Genomic DNA, 23,501 nt, shown 5'->3' with positions numbered 1-23,501 from the left:
ACAATGAACCACGACTTACTCACCATCGCAGGCAAGACCTACCGTTCGCGCCTGCTGGTCGGCAGCGGCAAGTACCGCGACCTCGACGAAACGCGCGAAGCGACCCTGGCCGCCGAAGCCGAGATCGTGACGGTGGCGATCCGGCGCGTAAACATCGGCCAGGACCCGGGCGTGCCGAATCTGCTCGACGTGCTGCCGCTCGATCGCTTCACGATCCTGCCCAATACCGCCGGCTGCTACAACGCCAGGGACGCCGTCTACACGCTGCAGATGGCGCGCGAGCTGCTGGGCGGGCGCAAGCTCGTCAAGCTCGAGGTGCTGGGTGACCCGCAAACCCTGTTCCCGCACATGCCGGAAACCCTGCGCGCGGCCGAGACGCTGGTGCGCGACGGTTTCGACGTGATGGTCTACTGCAGCGACGACCCGGTGCAGGCGCGCATCCTGCAGGAGATCGGCTGCGTGGCCGTGATGCCGCTGGCTTCCCTGATCGGCTCGGGGATGGGCATCCTCAATCCGTGGAACCTGTCGCTGATCATCGAACAGGCCACGGTGCCGGTGCTGGTCGACGCCGGCGTCGGCACGGCCTCGGATGCGGCCATCGCCATGGAACTGGGCTGCGACGGCGTGCTGATGAACACGGCCATCGCCAGTGCCGGAGACCCGGTGCGGATGGCGCGCGCGATGAAGCTGGCGGTGCAGGCCGGGCGCGAAGCCCGCCTGGCCGGGCGCATGCCGAGGCGCTTCGCGGCCTCGCCTTCGTCGCCGGTCGCAGGGACGGTGACGTGAGCACGCCTTGCGTACTGGTCTTCGCCGGGCTCGATCCCGGCGGCGGGGCGGGCCTGGCGGCCGACGTGCTGGCGGTCGCCGCGCAAGGAGCCCATGCGATGCCGGTGGCCACCGCGCTCACGGTGCAGGACAACAACCGGGTGCACGCCGTGGCCCCGGTCGACACCGCCCTCGTGCTGCGCCAGGCCGAGGCCTTGATGGGCGTGTGCGACATCCGCGCGGTCAAGATCGGCATTCCGGGCAGCGGCGAGAATGCGCGCGCCATCGCCGGCCTGCTGCAGCGCTTGCGTGCGCGCGATCCGGATTTGCCGATCGTGCTCGACCCGATCCTGGCCAGCGGCCGCGGCGACGCCCTCGGCACCGGCGACCCGCTGGGCAGCGTGCACACGCTGCTGGCGCTGGCCACGATCGCGCTGCCGAACGAACCGGAAGCCTGCGATATCGGCGAGGTTCCGTGCCGCCACCTCCTGATCACCGGCGGCCATGGCGAAGGCAGCTTCGTCGTCAACCGCTGGTATTGCGACGGCGAGCTGGTGCAGCGCTGGCGCTGGCCGCGCCTGCCGGGCCAGTTCCACGGCAGCGGCTGCACCCTGGCCGCCGCCCTGGCCGGACGGCTGGCGCTGGGCGAGGACATGCTCGGCGCCCTCGGCGCGGCCCAGGCCTATTGCCATGCCGCGCTGGCCCAGTCGTTCGCGATCGCAGCGGGGCAGCGCATTCCGCGCCGCTTCCTTCAACCCACCCTGTAAGGAACACCATGCGCGGCTTATACCTCGTCACCCCGAACTGGGTCGATACCGACCGCCTGCTCGATGCAACCGGCGCCGCCCTGCGCGGCGGCGCGGTGTTGGTGCAGTACCGCCAGAAAGACGCGGCGCCCGGCCTGCGCCTGGAGCAGGCCACGGCGCTGCTGGCGCTGTGCCGGCGCTACGGCCGCCGGCTGGTCATCAACGACCACGTCGAGCTGTGCATGCGCATCGACGCCGACGGCGTGCACCTGGGCGCCGCCGACGCCGCGCTGGCGCAGGCACGCCTGGCGCTCGGCCCCACAAAAATCGTCGGCGCCTCCTGCTACGGCGACCTGGCGCTGTCCCAGGCCGCGCAGGCGGCGGGCGCCAGCTACGCAGCCTTCGGCGGCTTTTATCCTTCTCCCGTCAAACGCTATGATTTCGTCACGCCGCCGGCGCTGCTGGAGACGGCGCGCGCGGCACTCAGGCTGCCGCTGGTCGTCATTGGCGGCATGACGCCCACCAACGCCGGGCCGCTGGTGGCGCGCGGGGCCGACATGGTGGCGGCCATCACCAGCATCTATGCCGACCCGGCGCCGGAAGACGCAGCGCGAAGGATGAAGGCCTTGTTCGACCGACCAAGGCCAGCATGAGGTCTCGTTGCAGGAGCGAGACAAAACAGGCTTTCGGGACGCTTCGCTATTTATTGCTGTACGGCAAAAATATATAATCCCGGTATTCTCTTCTTTAGTACTCACTCACTACCATGGACAACATGCTGATGAACGACGGCGTGCTCGAAGCGCTCGCCTTTAAACTCGGCAACGAGGAATACGGCATCAAGATCCTCAAGGTGCAGGAAATCCGCGGCTACGAATCGGTGACGCGCATCGCCAGCGCGCCGGAACACGTCAAGGGCGTGGTCAACCTGCGCGGCACCATCGTGCCGATCGTCGACATGCGCATCAAGTTCAAGCTCGGCGAGCCGACCTACAACCAGTTCACCGTCGTGATCATCCTGAACATCCAGGACCGCGTGGTGGGCATGGTGGTCGATTCGGTCTCCGACGTGATCACGCTCACCGCCGAGCAGATCAAGCCTGCGCCGGACATGGGCACCTCGTTGAACACCGACTATGTCGTGGGCCTGGGCACGGTCGACGAACGCATGATCATCCTGGTCGACATCAACCGCCTGATGTCGTCGGAAGACATGGGCGTCATCGACGCGGTAGCAGCCTGAGAACGCTGCGCAACGCCGCCCCCTGAAACCCGCCCGCGAGGCGGGTTTTTTCATGCCAGGCTCCTGCGTGCCGCGCGCGCGCCGCGCTTGTGCATACAATAGCGGATCGACCATTCTTATTGAGACAACGATGCGCCTGCTTCGCCTGATCGTCCGTACCCGGCGCCACCCGTCGGCCATCCTGTTGCTGGCCCAGCTGCTCGGCATGCTCTTGTATCCCTTCCTCGAACAGACCCGTTTCGGTCACGTGGCCTTCAACGCCTTCGGCATCGTGATCCTGACCTTCACCATCCGCATGGTGCGGCGCACGCCTGGCCATACCTGGTTTAGCGTGGCGATGGCTATTCCGATCGTCGCCCTTCTGACGGCGCAGATGTTCTTCGACTTGCCTTACCTGCAGGTCTGGTCCTCGGCGATCGAGGCTGTCTTCTATTTCTATGCCGCGGCGAGCCTGATCGCCTACATGCTGGCCGACCGCCACGTCACCACCGACGAGCTGTACGCCGCCGGCTCCACGTTCACGCTGCTGGCCTGGGGTTTCACCCACCTGTACATGGTGGTGCAGGCGTTGGCGCCGCATTCGTTCGGCGCGGCGGTGAACCCCGAACTGCCGCGCACCTGGACCGAACTCAATTACCTCAGCTTCGCGCTGCTGTCCTCCACCGGCATCGGCGACGTCATTCCGCTCACCGTGCACGCGCGTTCGCTGGCCAGCATCGAAATGTTCGTCGGCCTGATGTACCTGGCCTCGGTGGTGGCGCGCCTGATCGGCCTGACGATGCAGCCGTCGTCGAAATAAGGCGCTGTCGCCGCCATAAAAAAAAGAGGACGCCGAGGCGTCCTCTTCTACATTCCACCTGCTACCGCATTACATGCCGCAGCCCAGCGACTTGATGCGGTCGTAAGCAGCTTTCGCCTGCACCAGGCCGAAACCGTACTTGGTGTCGCGGCCGGCGGTGCCCAGGTCCAGCGCGCTCTTGCCGAGCGAGGTGCGGATCTGCTTGCCGGTACAGGTCGGGAAGTAGCTCCACACCAGGGCGGCAACGGCCGACACGTGCGGCGTGGCCATCGAGGTGCCGTCGAAGTAAGCGTAGTTCGATGCCTTGATGCCGACGGTGGCGCTCTGGCCGAGCTGCGCCTTCATCGCGGTGCCATCGACATCGGTCGCGGTGACCGACGGGATGTTGGTCACGACGGTGCCCAGCGTGCCGCCGAAGGCGCCTGCCACGTTGTTGTACACCACGGCGCCGACGCCGCCGCTGTTCTGGCAGTTGCTGACCTTGACCGCGAAGTCGACCGTGCCGCGGGCGATCAGGCAGACCTTGCCCGAGACGGCGGTGTTGACCTTGTCGCCGATGCCGAAATCGGCCAGCGGCGCGGTCGCGGTGGTGACCGGCGAACCTTCCATCGCGCCCGGTGCATAGGTGCTGGCGCCGACCGACAGGACCGCTTCCTGGCCGCTGCCCATCGGGACGGTCGAGAGCACGCCGACGCCGGGACCGGCCAGTTCGACCTTGCTGTTGTACTGCGAGAAGGTGGCCCAGGCCTTGTTCTCGTCGACCGCGCCGACCGAGACCACGCTGGCATAGCCGGCAGGGTAGGAGGCACGGGTATTGCCGTCGTTGCCGGAGGCGGCGATGCTGAGGATGCCGGCCGTTTCCAGCGAAGCGAAGGTGTTCTTCTCGGTGTTGTTCGACATCGAGCCGCCCAGCGACATCGAGATCACGTTGGCGCCTGCCGCTTTACACTTGTTGGCAGCCGAGGCCAGGCTCGACGAATAGGCCCAGGCGTCCGGACCGAAGACCTTGACGATGTGCAGCTTGAGCTGCTTGTTCGAATTCACGCCGACCACGCCGGTGCCGCTGTTGTTGATCGCGGCGATGGTGCCGGCGACGTGGGTGCCGTGGTGGTTCTCGTCGGTGTACCACCAGCCGGTGCCGGCGTCGTACTCGCCGGTGACGTTATTGGCCGACAGGTCTTCGTGGTTGCGGTCGTAGCCCGAGTCGATGATGCAGACCTTGCGGTTGGCGGCGACCGAGTCGCTCAGCAGGTCGGCCTGCACCTGCTTGATGCCGTATGGGACCAGCTGGCCGGCGGTGTAGGGCGTGCCGGTCGATGGGCTGGTCAGGGCCAGCGGGTAGCGCTTCGCGTCTTCTTCGATGTATTCGACGTTCGGGTTGTTTTCCAGGCCTTTCAGGGCCGCGCGCGGCACTTCGATCGCCATGGCATCTTCATTGAAGATCTCATGCTTCACTTTGCCTTTGAGATTGCCGACCAGCGATTTCAGCAGCGCTTTCTGGCCCTTCTTGAATTTGACGATGACGCGGGTGGTGTCCGAATCGACCACAGGAGCGGCGCTGGCGGTATTGCAGAGAATCCCGACCGCGGCAGCGGCGAGGCAGAGGCGGAAGGTCTTTGAAGCACGAGCGGTACGCTGAACCATGTTTACTTCTCCGTATAAAAGCCTATTGAAATGCCGCGATTCTGAGCTCGCGTGCACGTTTTTTATAAACGCATTGTTCGCCGTGGGTGAGGCAACTGCACCGGCTGAGATCAGTGTAGTCACGGAATGTATGTATGGGCAATTGACAAATCAACCGTGCTCAGCCGTGTTGCAATGTTGCACACGTGCACAGTTGAAAACGGTATAGGTGGTTTATTTAGTGATATATTTTTGGCCCCGGGCATTGTGCATGTGCAGCAAATTTGCGGAGTGCATAGGCGACGTTGTTTTCCTGCGCTTGGTATGATGGCAAACACTTTTCATACCACTTCACAGGAAACCCCATGAAAACCAAGGCAGCCATTGCGTGGAAAGCGGGCCAGCCGCTCACGATCGAAGAAGTCGAGCTCGAAGGCCCGAAGGCCGGCGAGGTACTGGTCGAAGTCAAGGCCACCGGCATCTGCCACACCGATTACTACACGCTCTCGGGCGCCGACCCGGAAGGCCTGTTCCCGGCCATCCTCGGCCATGAAGGCGCGGGCGTCGTCGTCGACGTCGGCCCGGGCGTGACCAGTTTGCGTAAAGACGACCACGTCATCCCCCTGTACACGCCGGAATGCCGCCAGTGCAAATTCTGCCTGTCGCAAAAGACCAACCTGTGCCAGGCGATCCGCTCGACCCAGGGCCGCGGCCTGATGCCGGACGCCACCTCGCGCTTTTCGATCGACGGCAAGCCGATCTACCACTACATGGGCACCTCGACCTTCTCGAACTACATCGTGGTGCCGGAGATCGCGCTGGCCAAGGTGCGCAGCGACGCGCCGTTCGACAAGATCTGCTACATCGGCTGCGGCGTCACGACCGGCATCGGCGCCGTGATCTTCACGGCCAAGGTGGAAGCGGGCGCCAACGTCGTCGTGTTCGGCCTCGGCGGTATCGGCCTGAACGTGATCCAGGCGGCGAAGATGGTCGGCGCCGACAAGATCATCGGGGTCGACCTGAACCCGGCGCGCGAAGCGATGGCGCGCAAGTTCGGCATGACGCATTTCGTCAATCCGAGCCAGGTGGAGAACGTTGTGGACAGCATTGTCCAGATCACCGACGGCGGCGCCGACTACAGTTTCGAATGCATCGGCAATGTGACCACCATGCGCCAGTCGCTCGAGTGCTGCCACAAGGGCTGGGGCCAGTCGATCATCATCGGCGTGGCCGAGGCGGGCGCGGAAATTTCGACCCGTCCGTTCCAGCTGGTGACGGGCCGCGTGTGGAAGGGTTCCGCTTTCGGTGGCGCGCGCGGCCGCACCGACGTGCCGAAGATCGTCGACTGGTACATGGAAAACAAGATCAACATCGACGACCTGATCACCCACCACCTGCCGCTCGAACGCATCAACGAAGGCTTTGATCTGATGAAGTCGGGCGAGTCGATTCGCTCGGTCGTGGTCTATTAAGTAATCCGCGTTGTTTTTGTCGCCTGTTCCGCGAAAGCGACCGTTCGTCGCATCGGGCGGGCAGGCGGCACTCTGTTCTTCTACAGTCACTCCATCGCCAATCGGCTTCTGGAGGACACCATGTTCGCATCCCACACCATCCGTAACGCGCTCCTGCTGAGCGCCGCTGCTGCCGCCTGCGTCGCCCCCTTGCTCAGCGTGCACGCCGCGCCGCCGTCGGACGGCGTGCAGGCCGTGCGCGGCATGCACCGCGTCGAAGGCGGCGACCCTTACGCCCTGGTGCGCGCCGGTTCACGCCTGGACATCAGCGGCAACAACGTGCGCGAGGCAGAGATGGCGGCCATCAAGCGCGCCGTGGAGGGCGAATTCTTCTGGTTCCGCAAGGACGGCAAGGAATACATCGTGCAGGACGCAGCGCTGCTCGAGCGCGTGCGCCAGGCCTGGGCGCCGATGGAAAAGACCGCCGCCGAGATGGAAAAGCACGGCAAGGAAATGGGCCGCCATGGCGAAGTCATGGGCAAGTACGGCAACCAGATGGCGCTGGCCTCGGTGACCCTGAACCGCACGAAGATGGAAACCCTCGGCAAGCAGATGGAGGAGGCCGGCAAGCCCATGGAAGCGCTGGGCAAGAAGATCGAAGCGCTGGGCGAGCACATGGAAGCCCAGCAGAAGGAGGCCGACCGCACCACGCGCGGCATCATCACGGAGGCCCTCGCCGGCGGCAAGGCGCGGCCGGCGCCGAAACGCAGCTGATCTTCACGCCTCCCGGGCAGGGGTCAGGTCTGACATTCGGACACGGCCTGAAGCGTACATGCTGCAGAGCTCGTGTCCAAATGTCAGACCTGACCCCAGCTGTCCAGGCCGTAAAATAGGTGCATGAAAGATCACCATGCATCGTTTCGCCGGATGGGGCCGCGCGCCCTGGGGCCGCGGGCAGGGGTCAGGTCTGACATTCGGACACGGCCTGAAGCGTACATGCTGCAGAGCTCGTGTCTAAATGTCAGACCTGACCCCAGCTGTCCAGGCCGTAAAATAGGTGCATGAAAGATCACCATGCATCGTTTCGCCGGATGGGGCCGCGGGCAGGGGTCAGGTCTGACATTCGGACACGGCCTGAAGCGTACATGCTGCAGAGCTCGTGTCTAAATGTCAGACCTGACCCCAGCTGTCCAGGCCGTAAAATAGGTGCATGAAAGATCACCATGCATCGTTTCGCCGGATGGGGCCTCGCGCCCTGGATGCCGCCTTGCAGGACGCGCGGCAGCGTACGCTGGCCCTGTACGACGCCCTGGCGGCGGCCGGCTACGACCAGCCGGTCCGGCTGCCGCGTCTTGCCATCCTGAACCCGCCCCTGTGGGAACTGGGGCATATCGCCTGGTTCGCCGAGTGGTTCGTCCTGCGCGAGGCCAGCGGCACCCAGCGGGACGAGGCCAGCGGCCCGTCGCGGCTTGCGCACGCGGACGACTGGTTCGACTCCGGCACGGTGCCGCACGAGGCGCGCTGGACGCTCGATCTTCCCGCCACAAGCGCGCTCAAAACCTATTGCCGCGAGGTGCTGGACGCGATCCGCGCCCGTCTTGCCGGCAGCGGCGACGATGACGCCTCGCTCTACCCCTATCGCCTGGTGCTGGCGCACGAAGACATGCACGGCGAAGCCCTGCTGTACACCTTGCAGACCCTCGGCGCCGCGCCGCCCGTATCCGGCGCGCTCACGGCCGGTGCGGCAGGCGGCGTCGGGAGCGCGGGCGAGATCGCCCTTGCCGGCGGCAGCCTGCTCCTCGGCGGCGAGCAGTCGCGCGGTTTTGTCTTCGACAACGAGCGGCAGCCGGCCGTTTGCCATGTCGCCCCGTTCGCGATCGACGCCGGCCTGGTGTCGAACACGGCCTATCTTGCCTTCGTGCGCGAGGGCGGCTACCAGAGCCCACGCTATTGGAGCGAAGCCGGCCGTGCATGGCTGGCGCACAGCCGGCGCGTTGCGCCGCGCTACTGGGAACAGGACGTGACAGAAGGAGAATGGACGACGCTGCGCTTCGGCAGCCCCGTCGCACTCGATCCCGCCGCGCCGGTGCAGCACGTCAGCTTGTACGAGGCCGAAGCGTATTGCCGCTGGGCCGGACGGCGCCTGCCGCTGGAACACGAGTGGGAATATGCTGCGGTGTCGGGCGCCCCCGGCTTTTCCTGGGGCCAGCTATGGGAGTGGACGGCCTCGCGCTTCCTGCCGTATGCCGGTTTCGCTGCCGACCGCTACCGAGAATACTCGGCGCCGTCGTTCGGCAATTGCCAGGGCCTGCGCGGCGCCTCGTTCGCGACGCCAGCACGCCTGCGCTCTGCCCATTTCCGCAATTTCTTCATGCCCGGGCGCGACGACGTGTTCGCGGGCTTCCGCACCTGCGCTCTTTGACGGCGCAATCAACCTGGCCAGTCGCCCGGCACCGGGCGCCATTTTTACGCCGCGTTTACATCTCCCCCCAGGCTTTTTAGAAAATTTTTACGGCTGGCTTGATACGCTTCTCCGGGTCGATCAGACATCCCCGAAGGACGCCTGCTGCCTCACGCCCTTGCGCCGGCTGGCGATGCTCCGCTCGAACAAGTTCTGGCCGAAAAACCCGGTTTCCTCAACATGTACGTTAGAGAGTCTCTTCATGAAAACGACCTTACCCGCTGCAATCCTGATGACCTTCTTTGCCGCCGGCCATGCGCTGGCCGACGAAGCGAAGGCAGCGACGGACCTGAGCTTTAATGCCGCTCTCACCAGCGACTACCGCTACCGCGGCATCTCGCAAACCCGGCTTGGGCCTGCCCTCCAGGCCGGCGCCGACCTCGTCCACAACGCGTCCGGCTTGTATGCCGGCGCCTGGGCCTCGACGATCAAATGGACCACTGATGCGGGCGGCGACGGCGATATCGAGATCGACCTGTACGCGGGCAAGCGCGGCGACCTGGGCAAGGGCGTCGGCTACGACATTGGGGTGCTGACCTATGTCTATCCTTCGAACGGCCTTTCGGGCGTGCCAGGTTTCGCCAGCGCCGACACGACCGAGCTGTATGCGCAGCTGTCCTTCGGTCCGGCCCTGCTCAAATATTCGCAAGCCGTCACCAACCTGTTCGGCTTCGTCGACAGCAAGAACAGCGGCTACCTCGACCTGGCGGCCAATGTCGAGGCCGGCGGCAGCCTGGTCGTCAACCTGCATGCCGGGCACCAGCGCGTGGCCAACAACGCCGCGGCCAGCTACACCGACTGGAAAATTGGCCTGACCCGCGATTTCGGCGTGCTGACCGGCGCGCTCGCCTACATCGGCACCGATGCCGGCAAGACGGCGTATGCGTCGCCTGCCAACGGCAAGTTCCTCGGCAAGTCGGCCCTGGTCGTCACGCTTAGCAAAACCTTCTGATTTTTACGCCGCGTTTACATCGGCCGCGCGCATTTTTACAAAATCTTTAGGCGGCGAGCGCTAGGCTTGCCGTATCGCAGAACATCACACAAGAGGGGTGAAATGGACGCAATCTTTATCGGCGCGCTGGCGCTGTTTTTCGCACTGACCTGGGCCTTCGCGGCCGGCTGCGACAAGTTGAAAGGCAAGTGATGGACATCCTGTACATCGGCGCGTTCGTTGCCGCCGGCCTGCTGGCCTACCTGATCCGCGCCTTGCTGAAAGCGGAGGAGCTGTGATGACCATGCAATCCGTGGCGCTGCTGTGCGCCTTCCTGGCCGTGCTGCTGACGCTGGCCTGGCCGCTGGGCCGGATTCTTGCGCGCGTCGGCGACGGCGGCGCCGTGCCGGGCCTGCACTGGCTGGCGCGCATCGAGCGCCTGCTTTACAGGGCTGCCGGCGTGGCACCCGAATCGACCATGGGCTGGAAGGGCTATGCCCTTGCCTTGCTCGTCTTTAACGGCATCGGCGCGCTGTTCGTGTTCGCGCTCCAGCGCCTGCAGGCCTGGCTTCCGCTCAATCCCCAGGCGCTCGGCAACGTCAGCCCGGATTCCTCGTTCAATACCGCGGTCAGTTTTGTCGCCAACACCAACTGGCAGGGCTACAGCGGCGAACAGACGATGAGCTACCTGACCCAGATGCTCGGCCTGACCGGCCAGAATTTCTTCTCGGCCGCCACCGGCATGGCCGTCGCTTTTGCCCTGATCCGCGGCTTTTCCGCGCGCTCGGCCAGCACGATCGGCAACTTCTGGGTCGACCTGACCCGCTCGACGCTGTATGTCCTGTTGCCGCTGTCGCTGCTGATGGCCGTCTTCCTGATGGGGCAGGGCGTGATCCAGAATTTCTCGGCCTACCAGGAAGTGCAGCTGGTCGAGCCGGTCACCTATTCGGTGCCCGCCACCGGCGCCGATGGCCAGGCCGTGAAGGATGCGCAGGGCGCGCCCGTAATGCAGAGCACCGTCGCAACCACGCAGTCGATCGCCATGGGCCCGGTCGCCTCGCAGGAAGCGATCAAGCTGCTCGGCACCAATGGCGGCGGCTTCTTCAATGCCAATTCGGCCCACCCGTTCGAAAACCCGACCCCGCTGTCGAACTTCGCGCAGATGCTGGCGATCTTCCTCATTCCGGCAGGGCTGTGCTTCGCCTTCGGGCACATGGTCGGCGATATCCGCCAGGGCATTGCCGTGCTGGCGGCGATGGGCTTGATCTTTGTCGCCGCCACCCTGGCCGTGATGGGCGCCGAGCAAAGCGTTCATCCGCAACTGGCGGCACTCGGCGTCGACCAGGCGGCCGGCGCGTTCCAGGCCGGCGGCAACATGGAAGGCAAGGAAACGCGCTTCGGGATTTCGGCATCGAGCCTGTTCGCCGCCGTCACCACCGCTGCCTCGTGCGGGGCCGTGAACGCCATGCACGACTCCTTCACGCCGCTCGGCGGGATGGTGCCGATGCTGCTGATGCAATTGGGCGAAGTCGTGTTTGGCGGAGTCGGCTCGGGCTTGTACGGCATGCTGGTGTTCGCCATCCTGGCCGTCTTCATCGCCGGCCTGATGATCGGGCGCACCCCGGAATACCTGGGCAAGAAGATCGGCAGCTACGAGATGAAGATGACCTCGATCGCGGTGCTGGTGACGCCGGTACTGGTGCTGGCCGGCACGGCGATCGCCGTCTCGCTCGACGCCGGCAAGGCCGGCATCGCCAATCCCGGTGCGCACGGCTTTTCCGAGATCCTGTACGCCTTCAGTTCGGCCGCCAACAACAACGGCAGCGCGTTCGCCGGCCTGTCCGCGAACACGCCTTTCTATAACACCATGCTGGCCATCGCCATGTGGTTCGGGCGCTTCGCGGTGATCGTGCCGATCCTGGCGATCGCCGGTGCGCTCGCCGCCAAGCCGCGCCTGGCCGCCAACCCGGGCACCATGCCGACCCACGGACCGGTCTTCATCGGCTTGCTGGTCGGGGTGGTGCTGCTCGTCGGCGTACTGAACTACGTTCCCGCCCTGGCCCTGGGCCCGGTGGTGGAACACCTGCAGCTCTACACGGAGTAACGATACATGGCCCCGGAGTCCACGATGTCCCAAGCAAAAAGCCTGCCGCCGGCAGCCGCGCCACGCAAGGCGCTGACCCTGTTCGACGCCAGCCTGGTCGGGCCGGCGATCGGCGACGCCTTCCGCAAGCTCGATCCGCGCACACAGGCGCGCAGCCCTGTCATGTTCGTCGTCTATGTCGGCAGTATCATGACGACGCTGATGGTTGTCCTGTCGCTGGCCGGCCCCGGTGCGGCCGACAGCGGCTTCATCCTGGCGATCTCGGTCTGGTTGTGGTTCACCGTCCTGTTCGCCAATTTCGCCGAGGCCCTGGCCGAGGGACGCAGCAAGGCCCAGGCCGCGTCGCTGCGCGGCCTGAAAACGGCGGTGATGGCCAAGAAGCTGGCCACGCCCAAGCACGGCACGCCCTGGTTGCCGGCGCCCGGCACCGATCTGCGCAAGGGCAATGTCATCCTGGTCGAAGCGGGCGACGTGATCCCGATCGACGGCGAGGTCATCGAAGGCGTGGCCTCGGTCGACGAGAGCGCCATCACCGGCGAATCGGCGCCCGTCATCCGCGAGTCCGGCGGCGACTTTTCCGCCGTCACCGGCGGCACCCGTGTGCTGTCGGACTGGCTGGTCGTGCGCGTGAGCGTCAATCCAGGCGAAACCTTCCTCGACCGCATGATCTCGATGGTCGAAGGCGCCAAGCGCCAGAAGACCCCGAACGAGATCGCGCTGACCATCCTGCTCGTGGCCCTGACCATCGTGTTCCTGGTCGTGACCGTGACCCTGCTGCCGTTCTCGCTGTTCGGCGTCGCGGCGGCCGGCGCCGGTTCGCCCGTCAGCGTCACGGTCCTCATCGCGCTGCTGGTGTGCCTGATCCCGACCACCATCGGCGCCTTGCTGTCCTCGATCGGCGTGGCCGGCATGAGCCGCATGATGGGCGCCAACGTGATCGCCACCTCGGGCCGCGCGGTCGAGGCGGCCGGCGACGTCGACGTCCTGCTGCTCGACAAGACCGGCACCATCACGCTCGGCAACCGCCAGGCCGCCGGCTTCTTCCCGGCGCCCGGCGTGACCGAGCAGCAGCTGGCCGATGTCGCACAACTGGCTTCGCTGGCCGACGAGACGCCGGAGGGCCGGTCGATCGTGGTGCTGGCCAAGCAGCGTTTCAATATCCGCGAACGCGAGATGGGCGCGCTGCATGCCGTATTCATCCCGTTCAGCGCGAATACCCGCATGAGCGGCGTCGACATCGGCGAACGCCAGGTGCGCAAGGGTGCGGCCGACTCGGTGCGCAAGCATGTGGAAGCGCTCGGCATGCCGTATCCGGCCGAGATGGGACGCCTGGTCGACGATGTGTCGCGCCGCGGCAGCACCCCGCTGGTGGTGGCCGATGGCGCCCGCGTGATGGGCGTGGTCGAACTCAAGGACATCGTCAAGGGCGGCATCAAGGAGCGTTTCGCCGAGCTGCGCCGCATGGGCATCAAGACGGTCATGATCACGGGCGACAACAAGCTGACGGCGGCCGCGATTGCCGCTGAAGCCGGCGTCGACGATTTCCTGGCCGAGGCGACGCCCGAAGACAAGCTCAAGCTGATTCGCGATTACCAGGGCGAGGGCCGGCTGGTCGCGATGACCGGCGACGGCACCAACGACGCGCCGGCCCTGGCTCAGGCTGACGTCGCGGTGGCGATGAATTCGGGCACCCAGGCCGCCAAGGAAGCGGGCAACATGGTGGACCTCGATTCGAATCCGACCAAGCTGCTCGAGATCGTCGAAATCGGCAAGCAGATGCTGATGACGCGCGGCTCGCTGACCACCTTCTCGATCGCCAACGACATCGCGAAGTATTTTGCGATCATTCCGGCCGCCTTCGTGGGCACCTACCCGCAGCTGAAAGCGCTCGACATCATGGGCTTGAGCAGCCCGGACTCGGCGATCATGTCGGCCGTCATCTTCAATGCCCTGATCATCATCGTGCTCATTCCGCTTGCCCTGAAAGGCGTACGGTACCGCGCCATCGGCGCGGCTGCGCTGCTGCGCCGGAACATCCTCATCTACGGCGTGGGCGGCATCGTGCTGCCGTTCGCCGGCATCAAGCTGATCGACATGGTCCTGTCGGCACTCCATCTCGTTTAAAGGAAGACCATCATGACATCCCTATTGCGTCCCGCCCTGGTGCTGTTCGGCGCGCTCACGCTGATCGTCGGCGGCCTGTATCCGGGAGCGGTCACCGGCATCGGCCGCGTCGCCTTTCCCGAAGCAACCGCCGGCAGCCTGGTCGCGGGGGGCGGCAAGGTGGTCGGCTCCACGCTCATTGGCCAGTCGTTCACATCGCCGCGCTATTTCTGGGGCCGGCCGTCGGCCACCGGGCCGATGCCCAACAACGCCGCCGGCAGTTCCGGCTCCAACCAGGGGCCGCTGAATCCGGCCCTGAAGACAGCCGTGGAGGGCCGGATCGCCGCCCTGCGCGCGCTCGATCCCGGGAACACGGCGCCGGTGCCGGTCGACCTGGTCACGTCCTCGGCCAGCGGACTCGATCCGGAGATCAGCGTGGCCGCCGCCCGCTATCAGGCCGGCAGGGTCGCGGCAGCGCGTAAAATGCCACGTGCCCAGATCGACGAACTGGTGGCGAAACACACGGCCGGGCAGGTCATGGGCTTCTTCGGCGAAGCCCGGGTCAATGTCCTGGCCCTGAACCTGGCGCTCGACGGCGAGCCGCTGGAGACGCGTTGACCTCCCAAGGAGCAAGCTGCCGATGACCCCGAACGACGACGGACGCCCCGATCCGGATGCGCTGCTGGCCCAGGTACAGGACCAGGAACGCAGGAGTGCGCGCGGGCGCCTGCGCATTTACTTCGGGGCCTCGGCCGGGGTCGGCAAGACCTGGGCGATGCTGGCCGCCGCGTGCAAGCTGCAGGCTGAAGGACGGCCGCCCCTGGTCGGCGTGGTCGAGACCCATGGCCGGGCCGATACCGCCGCCATGCTCGACGGGCTGGAACTGCTGCCGCTGGCGCAGATCGGCTACCGCGGCAAGTCGCTTGCCGAATTCGACCTCGACGCCGCCCTCGCGCGGCGTCCTGCGCTGATCCTGGTCGATGAACTGGCGCATTCGAACGTGCCCGGCTCGCGCCATCCGAAGCGCTGGCAGGACGTCGAGGAACTCCTCGACGCAGGCATCGACGTGTTCAGCACGGTCAACGTGCAGCACCTGGAAAGCCTGAACGATGCGGTCGGCGGCATCACCGGCATCCGCGTTGCCGAGACCGTCCCCGATACCGTCTTCGACGCGGCCGATGAAGTGGTGCTTGTCGATATCCCGGCCGACGAACTGCTGGCGCGCCTGAAGGGCGGCAAAGTGTATGGCGCGCCCCAGGCCGAACGGGCGGCGCGCAACTTCTTCCGCAAGGGGAATTTGATCGCGCTGCGCGAACTGGCCCTGCGCCGCACCGCCGACCGCATCGAGGACGACGTGCGCGCCTACCGTGTCGAGCAGTCGATCGACACGGTCTGGAAGACCGCCGGCGCCTTGCTCGCCTGCGTCGGTCCGGGAGCCGGCAACGAGCATGTGGTGCGCGCGACCGCGCGCCTGGCCGGGCAGCTCGGCGTCGACTGGCATGCGGTCTATGTCGAAACCCCGCCGCTTTCGCGCCTGCCGTCCGGCCGGCGCGAAAGCACGCTCCTCACGCTCAAGCTGGCCCAGGACCTGGGGGCCAGGACCGCGGTGCTGGCCGGGGCCGACGTCGGCGCTGCCATCGTCGATTACGCGCGCGAGCACAACCTGTCGAAGCTCGTCCTCGGCCGCGGCGGTGGCCGCGCCGTCTGGCACTGGCGCAAGCCGCACGGACGGCGCATTGCGGCCATGGCGCCCGATATCGACCTGATCGAAGTCGGCGCGGTGTCCGGCGCGGCCGTGCGCGCCGCGCCGGCGGCCGCCGCGCCGGCGCCGCGCTGGGGCCGGCGTCAATGGAGCGCCGCCGCCGCCGCTGCCGCCGCCAGCCTGGCGACGGCCTTGCTGGCCACGCCGCTGTTGCCTTACCTCGACCTGGCCAATATCGCGATGCTGTTCCTGCTGGTCGTGGTGCTGGTGGCGGTGCGTCTCGGGCGCGCGGCCTCGGTGGTGGCTACCTGCGTCGGCGTGGCCTGCTTCGACTTTTTCTTTGTTCAGCCGCGTTTTTCGTTTGCCGTCTCCGACCTGCAGTACCTGGTGACCTTCGGCGTGATGCTGGCGGTCGGCCTGATCACCGGCCACCTGACGGCGGGGCTGCGCTTCCAGGCCCAGGTCGCGGCGCACCGCGAGCGGCGCTCGCGCGCGCTGTACGAATTTGCCAGGGAATTGTCCGGGGCCTTGCAGACCGAGCAGGTGGTCGAGGCCACGCGCGACTTCGTCGGGCGCACCTTCCGCGCGAAGGCGCTCCTGCTGGTACCGGGGCCGGACGACCGGCTGCAGGCGCCGGCGCCTGCTACGGGTATGGACGCGCCCGACCTTGGGATCGCACAATGGGCCTACGATCACGCCGAAAGTGCGGGGCTGGGCACCGGCACCCTGCCGGCCAGCCCCCTGTTCTACCTGCCGCTGGTGGCGCCAATGCGCACCCGGGGCGTGCTGGCCATCGCGCCCGAGAGGCAGCGCTGGATCCTCATTCCGGAGCAACGCGAGCAGCTCGACACCTTCGCTGCGCTGGCGGCGATCGCGCTGGAACGGGTGCATTACATCGATGTGGCGCAAGCAGCGCTGGTCAATATCGAAACCGAACGCCTGCGCAACTCCCTGCTGGCGGCGCTCTCGCACGACCTGCGTACGCCCCTGACCCTGCTGGTCGGGCTGTCCGAATCGCTGGCGCGCGCGAAGCCGGCCCTGCCGCATTCGCAGCTGGTACTGGCCCAGGCGCTGCACGACGAGGCATTGCGCATGGGTGCCCTGGTGGCCAACCTGCTCGACATGGCGCGCCTCCAGAGCGGCCCGGTGCGCTTGAACCTGGAGTGGCAGGCGCTCGAAGAGGCCGTCGGCACGGCCTTGCGCCTGTGCGCCGCGCCGCTGGCCGGCCACACGGTCACGACCGCCATTCCGGCGGACTTCCCGCTGGTGCGCTTCGATGCCGTGCTGCTCGAACGGGTGCTGTGCAACCTGCTCGAGAACGCCGCCAAGTATACGCCGCCCGGCTCGGCCATCGACATCGCGGCCGCGCTGCACGGGGACTGGGCCACCTTGACGGTGGCCGACGACGGCCCTGGTGTCCCGCCGGGACGCGAAGAAGAGATGTTCGATAAATTCACACGCGGCGAGAGCGAGTCGGCGCGGACCGGGGTGGGACTGGGACTGGCGATCTGCCGCGCCATCGTCGAGGCGCATGGCGGCCGGATCAGCTACGCCAGGTCGGCGCTTGGCGGCGCCTCGTTTATCATCATGCTTCCTTTGGGTCAGCCACCCGCCACGACCGACCTCGACATCGAACCGGACACGCTTTCATGACAGATTCCGCACCCTTGGCCCTGCTGGTCGAAGACGAGCCGCAGATCCGCCGTTTCGTGCGTGCCGCGCTTGAAGAGGAGGGCTGGCAGGTGCACGAGGCGGCCACGGTCAAGCGCGGCCTGATCGACGCCGGGACGCGCAAGCCCGACCTGGTCATCCTCGACCTTGGCCTGCCCGACGGCGATGGCATCGACTTCATCGGCGAGGTACGTACGTGGTCAGGCGTGCCGGTGATCGTGCTGTCGGCGCGCACGGGCGAAGCCGACAAGATCGGCGCCCTCGACGCCGGCGCCGACGACTACCTGACCAAGCCGTTCAGCGTCGGTGAACTGCAGGCGCGGGTGAGGGCGGCCCTGCGCCGCCGGCGCCAGCCCGATTCCGGCAACGCGGGACTGTTGCACTTCGGCGACGTAACGCTCGACCTGAAGGACAGGCGCGTCACGAAAGGGGGCGTGGCGGTGCACCTGACCCCGACCGAATACCGCCTGCTGGCGGTCATGGCGGCAAGCGGGGGCCGGGTCCTGACCGCGCCCCAGCTGCTGCGCTCGGTGTGGGGACCGTCGCATGCCGAGGATGGGCATTATCTGCGCATCTACATGGGCCACTTGCGCCACAAGCTGGAAGACAATCCTGCCCAGCCGCGCTATCTGCTCACCGAAACCGGGGTCGGCTACCGTCTCCTGAGCGGCGCCGCCTGAAACAAGCTGTTACCACAATCAAGACATTCGGCGCGGCCCGGCGTGCGACAATTGCAGTTGATCAACTCTGCAATGCCGACGCCCTCATGCCCGCCCACCAACGTTCATCGTTCTCGCCTGTCCTGCCGCGCCTCCATCCCCTGCATGCGCTCGTTCTCGGAACCCTGATCGTCTCCGCCTCGGCCGCGGCGCAGCAAACGCCGCCAGCCCCGGTGCAGGTTCCGGCGCCGGAGCAAAGCCAGTCCACGCCCGACACCCCGGCCACCGTCACCGTCACCACCAAGCGCAACTCGAACCGGATCGACCGCCAGGTCTACGACGTGAAAGCCGACCCGGCCAGCTCGAACGACACCGTGGCCGACACCCTGAACAAGGTGCCGTCGGTGGCGGTCGATGCCGACGGCGGCGTGACGCTGCGCGGCAAGAGCAATGTCCAGATCTATGTCGACGGCAAGCCCTCGGCCATGATGCAGGGCGATAACCGTGCCGCCGCCATCAGCGCGCTGCCGGCGGCCGACCTGGAATCGGTCGAGGTCATCAACAATCCGGGCGCCCAGTTCGGCAACGAGGGCGGGGGCGGGCCGATCCTGAACCTGGTGATGCGGCGCGACCGCACGCCCGGCGGCTTCGGCTCGGTCAATGCCAACCTGGGCACCGAGGGCCGCTACAACGCCAACAGCTTCGGCAGCTACACGACCGGGCGCATGAGCGCGCAGGGCGGCGTGTTCGTGCGCAGCGACCAGCGCGGCTCGACCGGCGAGACGGTGCGCGAGCGCATCGATCCGGTCACGGGCGCCGTGGCGCGCAGCACCCAGGCGTCCAGCAGCGAAACGGAAAACAAGACCGTCGGCGTGAATGGATCGCTCAGCTACAACCTGGGCGACAAGGATGTGGTGGCCGTCGCGCTGATGGCATCGGGCAGCGAGAACGATGCCGTCTCCAGCGAGCGTTATCGGGGCACGAACACCGCCAACATCGTCGACAGCGACTACCTGCGCATGGCCCGGCGCGAGGGCAGCAACCGCAACTACAGCCTGTCGACGCGGCTCGACCACAAGGGCGATACGCAGGGCGAAGTCTTCAAGATGGACCTGCGCCTGTCCAGCGCGGAAAACCAGGGCGACAGCCGCAACGCCACCGACTACGCGGTACGCCCGTTCAATGCCCAGGCCGCCCGCACGCGCCAGGACAACCTGACCGAGACCCGGATCGCCGACTTGACCGGCGACTACGAGCTGCCGGGCGGGAGCGGCATCCTGAAAATGGGCTACAAGCTGGCGCGCACCAGCAGCGTGTTCGACAACGCCTATCTCGACGTCGACGCGGCCACGCTGGCCGAACGCATCAATACAGGGCGCACCAACCGCTTCGAACTCGACGAGACGACCGCCGCCTTGTACACCTCCTACCAGTGGCGCATCAACAGCCAGTGGGGCGTGCTGGGCGGACTGCGCGCCGAGTACACCGATGTCGACATGTTCCAGGCGACCACCAATCTGCGTGCCCGCACCAACTATCTCGACGCGATTCCGAGCGCCTTCATCACCTATGGCTGGTCGGACGACACCACCTGGCGCCTGAGCTACGCGCACCGCATCCGCCGTCCCGGTGCAGGGGACCTGAATCCCTTCGTCATTTACCAGGACGAGTTCAACGTTTCCTCGGGCAACCCGGACCTGGAGCCGAGCAATTCGGATTCGCTCGAGCTCGGCATGGAGACCAAGCTCGGCAAGGTCGACACGAATGTGCGCCTGTACGCGCGGCGCGATACCGACCTGATCTCGGAGCGCCGCTACTTCCTGGATAACAACGTCCTGCTGACCACGCGCGAAAACGCCGGCAGCAGCAATTCCGGCGGCCTGGAATTTTCCTTCGGCGGCAAGCTGAGCGAAAAGCTCAGCCTCAACGCCAGCGGCAACCTCGGTTATTCCGAACAGACCGTGCTCGGCACCACCGGCGGCGACAAGCGCTCCGCGACCTCGCTCAGCGGCCGCGCCCGCATCGGCTACCAGTTTGATCGCAACAACCAGTTCCAGCTGATGCTCAATGCCCAGGGCAAGACCCTGCTCGGCGAAGGCTATCGCGAGCCCTCGGCCACGGCGGATGTCAACTACCGGCGTACCTTGACGCCGGCGCTGTCGCTGGTGGTCAACGTCAACGACATCTTCGATTCGCAAAAGATGGATGTGATCACCGAGACCGACCGCCTGCGCCAGACCAGCATCCGCCGCTTCGACGGACGCACGGTGTTCGTCGGCCTGTCCTACCGCTTTGGCAGTTTCGGCGGCAACGGCCAGCGCCAGATGCGCCAGGGCGGCGGACCGGGCATGCGCGGTCCCGGCGGCGGCGGTGGCGGGCCGGGTGGTCCAGGTTTCTAAACGGGCTGTGCGGCGCCATGGAAAGCGCGCCTGTGCCAGACTGGGCGCGTTCAATCCATGGCAAAGGAGCAGCGCATGAGCACAGAAAAAATCACGCAGGACGATCAACAGCAAGAGCAGGGCGGGCCGGCGTCGCACGACGGCTTCGACGGCCTGTCGAACAAGAAACCGGAAGACCTGACCCCGGAAGAACTGCGCCTGATGGCCGACACCATGCCCGGCGAAGGGCCCGGCGACTAAGCGCGGGGCTGCAGGGCAATCACCGCCATCCCGGCCAGCGCCAGCGCGGCGCCGGCCGCGTCCCAGCGGCTCAGGCTCACGCCGTCGACAAAGCGCAGCCACAGCAGCGCCACCACGATGTACATGCCGCCATAGGCCGCATAGGTGCGGCCGGCGGCGCTCGGATGCAGGGTCAGCAGCCAGGCGAACAGCGCCAGCGACAGGGCGGCGGGCAGCAGCAGCCAGTGCGACTTGCCTTGCTTCAGCACCAGCCAGGGCAGGTAGCAGCCGACGATCTCGGCCAGGGCCGTGAGGGCGAACAGGAAAGTGAGTTTGATCAGTTGCGGCATGGCGTGGCTTGCGTGATGGTTGCCCGATGATACTTGAAGCGAGCTCAGCTTCGCCCGCGCTGATCTGTATTGCCTTCGGCAATGCTTCTATGTCAGCATGGGGCATCACTTTCCGGAAGCTCATCCATGCACCAGATCACCCGTCTTGCCGTCTCGGGCGCGCTCGCCTGCGCCGCCACCTTCGCTGCCGCCCAAAGCACCCCGCCGGAACGCCCGGCCACGACTTTCCCCTACACCCCGGGCCTGGACGTCAACGCGATGGACAAGAAGGCCGACCCCTGCGTCGACTTTTACCAGTACGCCTGCGGCGGCTGGAAGAAGAACAACCCGGTCCCGGCCGACCAGGCACGCTGGTCGGTCTACAGCAAGCTGGCCCAGGACAACCAGCGCTACCTGTGGGGCATCCTGGACGGCCTGGCGAAACAGAGGGAAGGCCGCAGCAGCACCCAGCAAAAGATCGGCGACTATTTCGGCGCCTGCATGGACGAAGGCGCGATCGCGCAGCGCGGCGCGGCGCCGATGCAGCCCTGGTTTGAGCAGATCGATGCGCTGGGCTCGAAGCGCGAACTGCCGCGCCTGCTCGCTGCCTTGCACCTGACCTTGTCGAGCGAGGATTTCTTCTTCGGCTTCGGCGCCAACCAGGACTTTGCCGACTCGACCCGCGTGATCGCCTTTGCCAGCGGCGGCGGCCTGGGCTTGCCGGACCGTGACTACTACCTCAAGAACGATGCGCGCTCGAAGCAGCTGCGCGCCAAATACCTGGCCCACATCACGACCATGTTCACCCTGATCGGCGAATCGCCGCGGGTGGCGAAACGTTCGGCGGCCACGGTGCTGCGCATCGAGACGGCGCTGGCCAAGGCCACGCTGACGCGCGTCGAGAAGCGCGACCCGTATAAACTCTTCAACAAGGCCGACCTGAACGCCTTGCAGCGCATGACGCCGGGCTTCGACTGGAAGACCTACCTGGCCGAGATCGGCCAGCCGGGCTTGACTACCTTTAATGTCACCGAGCCCAAATTCTTCCGCGCCTTCGGCAAGCAGCTGGCCACTGCCGACCTCGCCGCCATCAAGACCTATCTGCGCTGGCATGTGCTGGAGGCCATGGCGCCGGCCCTGTCGCCCCAGTTCGACGAGCCGCATTTCGCTTTCTTCAGCAAGACCCTGCGCGGCGTCGAGAAACAGCAGCCGCGCTGGAAACGCTGCGTGCAGCTGGTGGACGCCCAGTTGGGCGAAGCGCTGGGCCAGGAATTCGTCAGCCGCGCTTTTTCTCCGGAACTGAAGGCGAAATCGCTGCACATGACGCGCCAGGTGGAAGAGGCGATGGCCAAGGATATCGAATCGCTCGACTGGATGAGCCCGGCGACCAAGAAGCGCGCCCGCGAAAAACTCGACGCCATCGTCAACAAGATCGGCTACCCGGACACTTGGCGCGATTATTCGCAATACGACGTACGCGGCAACGACTTCGCGGCCAACGTCGTGCGCGGCACCCTGTTCGAGAACCGGCGCCAGCTGGCCAAGATCGGCAAACCGCTCGACCGCAGCGAATGGCTGATGACGCCGCCGACGGTGAATGCCTATTTCAATCCGCAGATGAACGACATCAATTTCCCGGCCGGCGTGCTGCAGCCGCCGCTGTTCGACCCGAAGATGGATGACGCGCCCGGCTATGGCAACACGGGCGGCACCATCGGCCACGAGCTGACCCATGCGTTCGATGACGAGGGGCGCCAGTTCGATGCCAAGGGCAATCTGAAGGACTGGTGGACCAAGAAGGACGGCAAGGAATTCACGGAACGCGCCCAGTGCATCGTCGACCAGTATGCGAAGTACACCGTGGTCGACAACATCAAGATCAACAGCAAGCTGACGCTGGGCGAGGACGTGGCCGACCTGGGTGGCGTGATCCTGGGCTGGATGGCCTGGCAGTCGCAGATGGCGAGCATGCCCCAGCAGGCCCAGCCGCTGCGCGATGGCCTCACGCCCGAGCAGCGCTTCTTTGTCGGCTACGCGCAATGGGCTTGCGAAAACGATCGTCCGGAAAACCTGCGCGTGACGGCCGTGACCGATCCTCATTCGCCGGGCAAGTACCGGGTCAATGGGGTGGTGGTGAACATGCCGGAATTCGAAAAGGCGTTCAGCTGCAAGCCGGGGCAGCCGATGGCGGCGGTCAAGCGTTGCCGGGTTTGGTAAGGGAAGCGGCGTGATCTTGTGAAACTTTGCGCCGGCTCATACGTGCGTTGAACGCGTGGGCGGCGCGCACTTTACGTCT

21 protein-coding genes are annotated in these 23,501 nt (G+C 66.1%); 19 read left to right on the top strand and 2 right to left on the bottom strand.

Annotation, left to right across the window (positions count from 1 at the left end; translation table 11 throughout):
- Positions 1–3: 3 nt before the first annotated feature.
- The 5 genes from NMB41_RS20665 to NMB41_RS20645 all read left to right on the top strand — a co-directional run bounded on the left by NMB41_RS20665 (position 4) and on the right by NMB41_RS20645 (position 3,553).
- Entirely contained in the window at positions 4–786 is a 783-nt protein-coding gene (locus tag NMB41_RS20665; protein WP_494379673.1) for a thiazole synthase, read from the top strand.
- Positions 783–1,532, top strand: a complete 750-nt coding sequence (gene thiD, locus NMB41_RS20660; protein WP_494379672.1) for a bifunctional hydroxymethylpyrimidine kinase/phosphomethylpyrimidine kinase — start codon at positions 783–785, stop codon at positions 1,530–1,532. The genes NMB41_RS20665 and thiD overlap by 4 nt, the downstream gene beginning before the upstream one ends.
- 8 nt (positions 1,533–1,540) lie before the next feature.
- A complete protein-coding gene (gene thiE / locus NMB41_RS20655) occupies positions 1,541–2,164 on the top strand; it encodes a thiamine phosphate synthase (protein WP_494379671.1) in 624 nt (207 codons plus the stop codon).
- Positions 2,165–2,292: 128 nt separating this feature from the next.
- Positions 2,293–2,754, top strand: a complete 462-nt coding sequence (locus NMB41_RS20650; protein WP_494382880.1) for a chemotaxis protein CheW — start codon at positions 2,293–2,295, stop codon at positions 2,752–2,754.
- A 130-nt stretch (positions 2,755–2,884) separates the two neighbouring features.
- Positions 2,885–3,553 carry an ion channel gene (locus NMB41_RS20645; RefSeq protein WP_494379670.1) on the top strand — a complete coding sequence of 223 codons (669 nt, stop codon included), beginning with the start codon at positions 2,885–2,887 and terminating at the stop codon, positions 3,551–3,553.
- Between the two features lie 69 nt (positions 3,554–3,622).
- Here NMB41_RS20645 and NMB41_RS20640 read toward each other — a convergent pair whose 3' ends face one another.
- A complete protein-coding gene (locus tag NMB41_RS20640) occupies positions 3,623–5,197 on the bottom strand; it encodes a S8 family serine peptidase (RefSeq protein WP_494379669.1) in 1,575 nt (524 codons plus the stop codon).
- 344 nt (positions 5,198–5,541) lie between these two features.
- Between NMB41_RS20640 and NMB41_RS20635 the strand changes: the two genes are divergently transcribed.
- From NMB41_RS20635 to NMB41_RS20575, 13 genes are all read left to right on the top strand, one after another.
- Complete coding sequence (locus tag NMB41_RS20635) at positions 5,542–6,648, top strand: S-(hydroxymethyl)glutathione dehydrogenase/class III alcohol dehydrogenase (protein ID WP_494379668.1); 1,107 nt, start codon at positions 5,542–5,544, stop codon at positions 6,646–6,648.
- A gap of 120 nt (positions 6,649–6,768) precedes the next feature.
- A complete protein-coding gene (locus tag NMB41_RS20630) occupies positions 6,769–7,401 on the top strand; it encodes a hypothetical protein (protein WP_494379667.1) in 633 nt (210 codons plus the stop codon).
- A gap of 436 nt (positions 7,402–7,837) precedes the next feature.
- Positions 7,838–9,049 carry a selenoneine synthase SenA gene (gene senA / locus NMB41_RS20625; RefSeq protein WP_494379666.1) on the top strand — a complete coding sequence of 404 codons (1,212 nt, stop codon included), beginning with the start codon at positions 7,838–7,840 and terminating at the stop codon, positions 9,047–9,049.
- A gap of 241 nt (positions 9,050–9,290) precedes the next feature.
- The gene (locus tag NMB41_RS20620) at positions 9,291–10,040 is read left to right on the top strand and encodes a TorF family putative porin (RefSeq protein ID WP_494379665.1); all 750 of its coding nucleotides are present in this window, start codon (positions 9,291–9,293) and stop codon (positions 10,038–10,040) included.
- A 102-nt stretch (positions 10,041–10,142) separates the two neighbouring features.
- Complete coding sequence (locus NMB41_RS20615) at positions 10,143–10,232, top strand: potassium ABC transporter ATPase (protein WP_494379664.1); 90 nt, start codon at positions 10,143–10,145, stop codon at positions 10,230–10,232.
- The gene (locus tag NMB41_RS20610) at positions 10,232–10,318 is read left to right on the top strand and encodes a potassium-transporting ATPase subunit F (RefSeq protein WP_494382879.1); all 87 of its coding nucleotides are present in this window, start codon (positions 10,232–10,234) and stop codon (positions 10,316–10,318) included. The genes NMB41_RS20615 and NMB41_RS20610 overlap by 1 nt, the downstream gene beginning before the upstream one ends.
- On the top strand, positions 10,318–12,123 hold the full coding sequence (gene kdpA / locus NMB41_RS20605) for a potassium-transporting ATPase subunit KdpA (RefSeq protein WP_494379663.1): 1,806 nt from the start codon (positions 10,318–10,320) through the stop codon (positions 12,121–12,123). The genes NMB41_RS20610 and kdpA overlap by 1 nt, the downstream gene beginning before the upstream one ends.
- Before the next feature lie 24 nt (positions 12,124–12,147).
- Positions 12,148–14,247 carry a potassium-transporting ATPase subunit KdpB gene (gene kdpB, locus NMB41_RS20600; RefSeq protein WP_494379662.1) on the top strand — a complete coding sequence of 700 codons (2,100 nt, stop codon included), beginning with the start codon at positions 12,148–12,150 and terminating at the stop codon, positions 14,245–14,247.
- Between the two features lie 12 nt (positions 14,248–14,259).
- Entirely contained in the window at positions 14,260–14,844 is a 585-nt protein-coding gene (gene kdpC / locus NMB41_RS20595) for a potassium-transporting ATPase subunit KdpC (protein ID WP_494379661.1), read from the top strand.
- A gap of 22 nt (positions 14,845–14,866) precedes the next feature.
- A complete protein-coding gene (gene kdpD, locus NMB41_RS20590) occupies positions 14,867–17,581 on the top strand; it encodes a two-component system sensor histidine kinase KdpD (RefSeq protein ID WP_494379660.1) in 2,715 nt (904 codons plus the stop codon).
- Entirely contained in the window at positions 17,578–18,279 is a 702-nt protein-coding gene (gene kdpE, locus NMB41_RS20585; protein WP_494379659.1) for a two-component system response regulator KdpE, read from the top strand. The genes kdpD and kdpE overlap by 4 nt, the downstream gene beginning before the upstream one ends.
- An 86-nt stretch (positions 18,280–18,365) precedes the next feature.
- On the top strand, positions 18,366–20,657 hold the full coding sequence (locus NMB41_RS20580; protein WP_494379658.1) for a TonB-dependent receptor domain-containing protein: 2,292 nt from the start codon (positions 18,366–18,368) through the stop codon (positions 20,655–20,657).
- A gap of 75 nt (positions 20,658–20,732) precedes the next feature.
- Complete coding sequence (locus NMB41_RS20575) at positions 20,733–20,897, top strand: hypothetical protein (protein WP_494379657.1); 165 nt, start codon at positions 20,733–20,735, stop codon at positions 20,895–20,897.
- Here NMB41_RS20575 and NMB41_RS20570 read toward each other — a convergent pair.
- The gene (locus tag NMB41_RS20570; protein ID WP_494379656.1) at positions 20,894–21,226 is read right to left on the bottom strand and encodes a YnfA family protein; all 333 of its coding nucleotides are present in this window, start codon (positions 21,224–21,226) and stop codon (positions 20,894–20,896) included. The genes NMB41_RS20575 and NMB41_RS20570 overlap by 4 nt on opposite strands.
- A 126-nt stretch (positions 21,227–21,352) precedes the next feature.
- On the opposite strand from NMB41_RS20570, the gene NMB41_RS20565 reads away from it, so the two are divergent.
- Entirely contained in the window at positions 21,353–23,422 is a 2,070-nt protein-coding gene (locus NMB41_RS20565) for a M13 family metallopeptidase (RefSeq protein WP_494379655.1), read from the top strand.
- The last annotated feature ends 79 nt before the right edge of the window (positions 23,423–23,501 follow it).

This window comes from Massilia sp. FBCC-B171 (assembly GCF_059134155.1).
The sequence above is the reverse complement of the archived record's forward strand: the minus strand, read 5'-3'. Positions and strand labels throughout refer to the sequence as shown.

Bases quoted from the DNA above. Each gene is read 5' to 3' on its own strand.
- NMB41_RS20620 (WP_494379665.1), top strand. From the start codon at position 9,291: ATGAAAACGACCTTACCCGCTGCAATCCTGATGACCTTCTTTGCCGCC.
- NMB41_RS20610 (WP_494382879.1), top strand. From the start codon at position 10,232: ATGGACATCCTGTACATCGGCGCGTTCGTTGCCGCCGGCCTGCTGGCC.
- kdpD (WP_494379660.1), top strand. From the start codon at position 14,867: ATGACCCCGAACGACGACGGACGCCCCGATCCGGATGCGCTGCTGGCC.
- NMB41_RS20630 (WP_494379667.1), top strand. From the start codon at position 6,769: ATGTTCGCATCCCACACCATCCGTAACGCGCTCCTGCTGAGCGCCGCT.
- NMB41_RS20580 (WP_494379658.1), top strand. From the start codon at position 18,366: ATGCCCGCCCACCAACGTTCATCGTTCTCGCCTGTCCTGCCGCGCCTC.
- NMB41_RS20645 (WP_494379670.1), top strand. From the start codon at position 2,885: ATGCGCCTGCTTCGCCTGATCGTCCGTACCCGGCGCCACCCGTCGGCC.
- NMB41_RS20640 (WP_494379669.1), bottom strand. From the start codon at position 5,197: ATGGTTCAGCGTACCGCTCGTGCTTCAAAGACCTTCCGCCTCTGCCTC.
- NMB41_RS20635 (WP_494379668.1), top strand. From the start codon at position 5,542: ATGAAAACCAAGGCAGCCATTGCGTGGAAAGCGGGCCAGCCGCTCACG.
- NMB41_RS20615 (WP_494379664.1), top strand. From the start codon at position 10,143: ATGGACGCAATCTTTATCGGCGCGCTGGCGCTGTTTTTCGCACTGACC.
- NMB41_RS20650 (WP_494382880.1), top strand. From the start codon at position 2,293: ATGAACGACGGCGTGCTCGAAGCGCTCGCCTTTAAACTCGGCAACGAG.
- kdpA (WP_494379663.1), top strand. From the start codon at position 10,318: ATGACCATGCAATCCGTGGCGCTGCTGTGCGCCTTCCTGGCCGTGCTG.
- NMB41_RS20665 (WP_494379673.1), top strand. From the start codon at position 4: ATGAACCACGACTTACTCACCATCGCAGGCAAGACCTACCGTTCGCGC.
- NMB41_RS20570 (WP_494379656.1), bottom strand. From the start codon at position 21,226: ATGCCGCAACTGATCAAACTCACTTTCCTGTTCGCCCTCACGGCCCTG.
- kdpB (WP_494379662.1), top strand. From the start codon at position 12,148: ATGTCCCAAGCAAAAAGCCTGCCGCCGGCAGCCGCGCCACGCAAGGCG.
- kdpE (WP_494379659.1), top strand. From the start codon at position 17,578: ATGACAGATTCCGCACCCTTGGCCCTGCTGGTCGAAGACGAGCCGCAG.
- kdpC (WP_494379661.1), top strand. From the start codon at position 14,260: ATGACATCCCTATTGCGTCCCGCCCTGGTGCTGTTCGGCGCGCTCACG.
- NMB41_RS20575 (WP_494379657.1), top strand. From the start codon at position 20,733: ATGAGCACAGAAAAAATCACGCAGGACGATCAACAGCAAGAGCAGGGC.
- senA (WP_494379666.1), top strand. From the start codon at position 7,838: ATGAAAGATCACCATGCATCGTTTCGCCGGATGGGGCCTCGCGCCCTG.
- NMB41_RS20565 (WP_494379655.1), top strand. From the start codon at position 21,353: ATGCACCAGATCACCCGTCTTGCCGTCTCGGGCGCGCTCGCCTGCGCC.
- thiE (WP_494379671.1), top strand. From the start codon at position 1,541: ATGCGCGGCTTATACCTCGTCACCCCGAACTGGGTCGATACCGACCGC.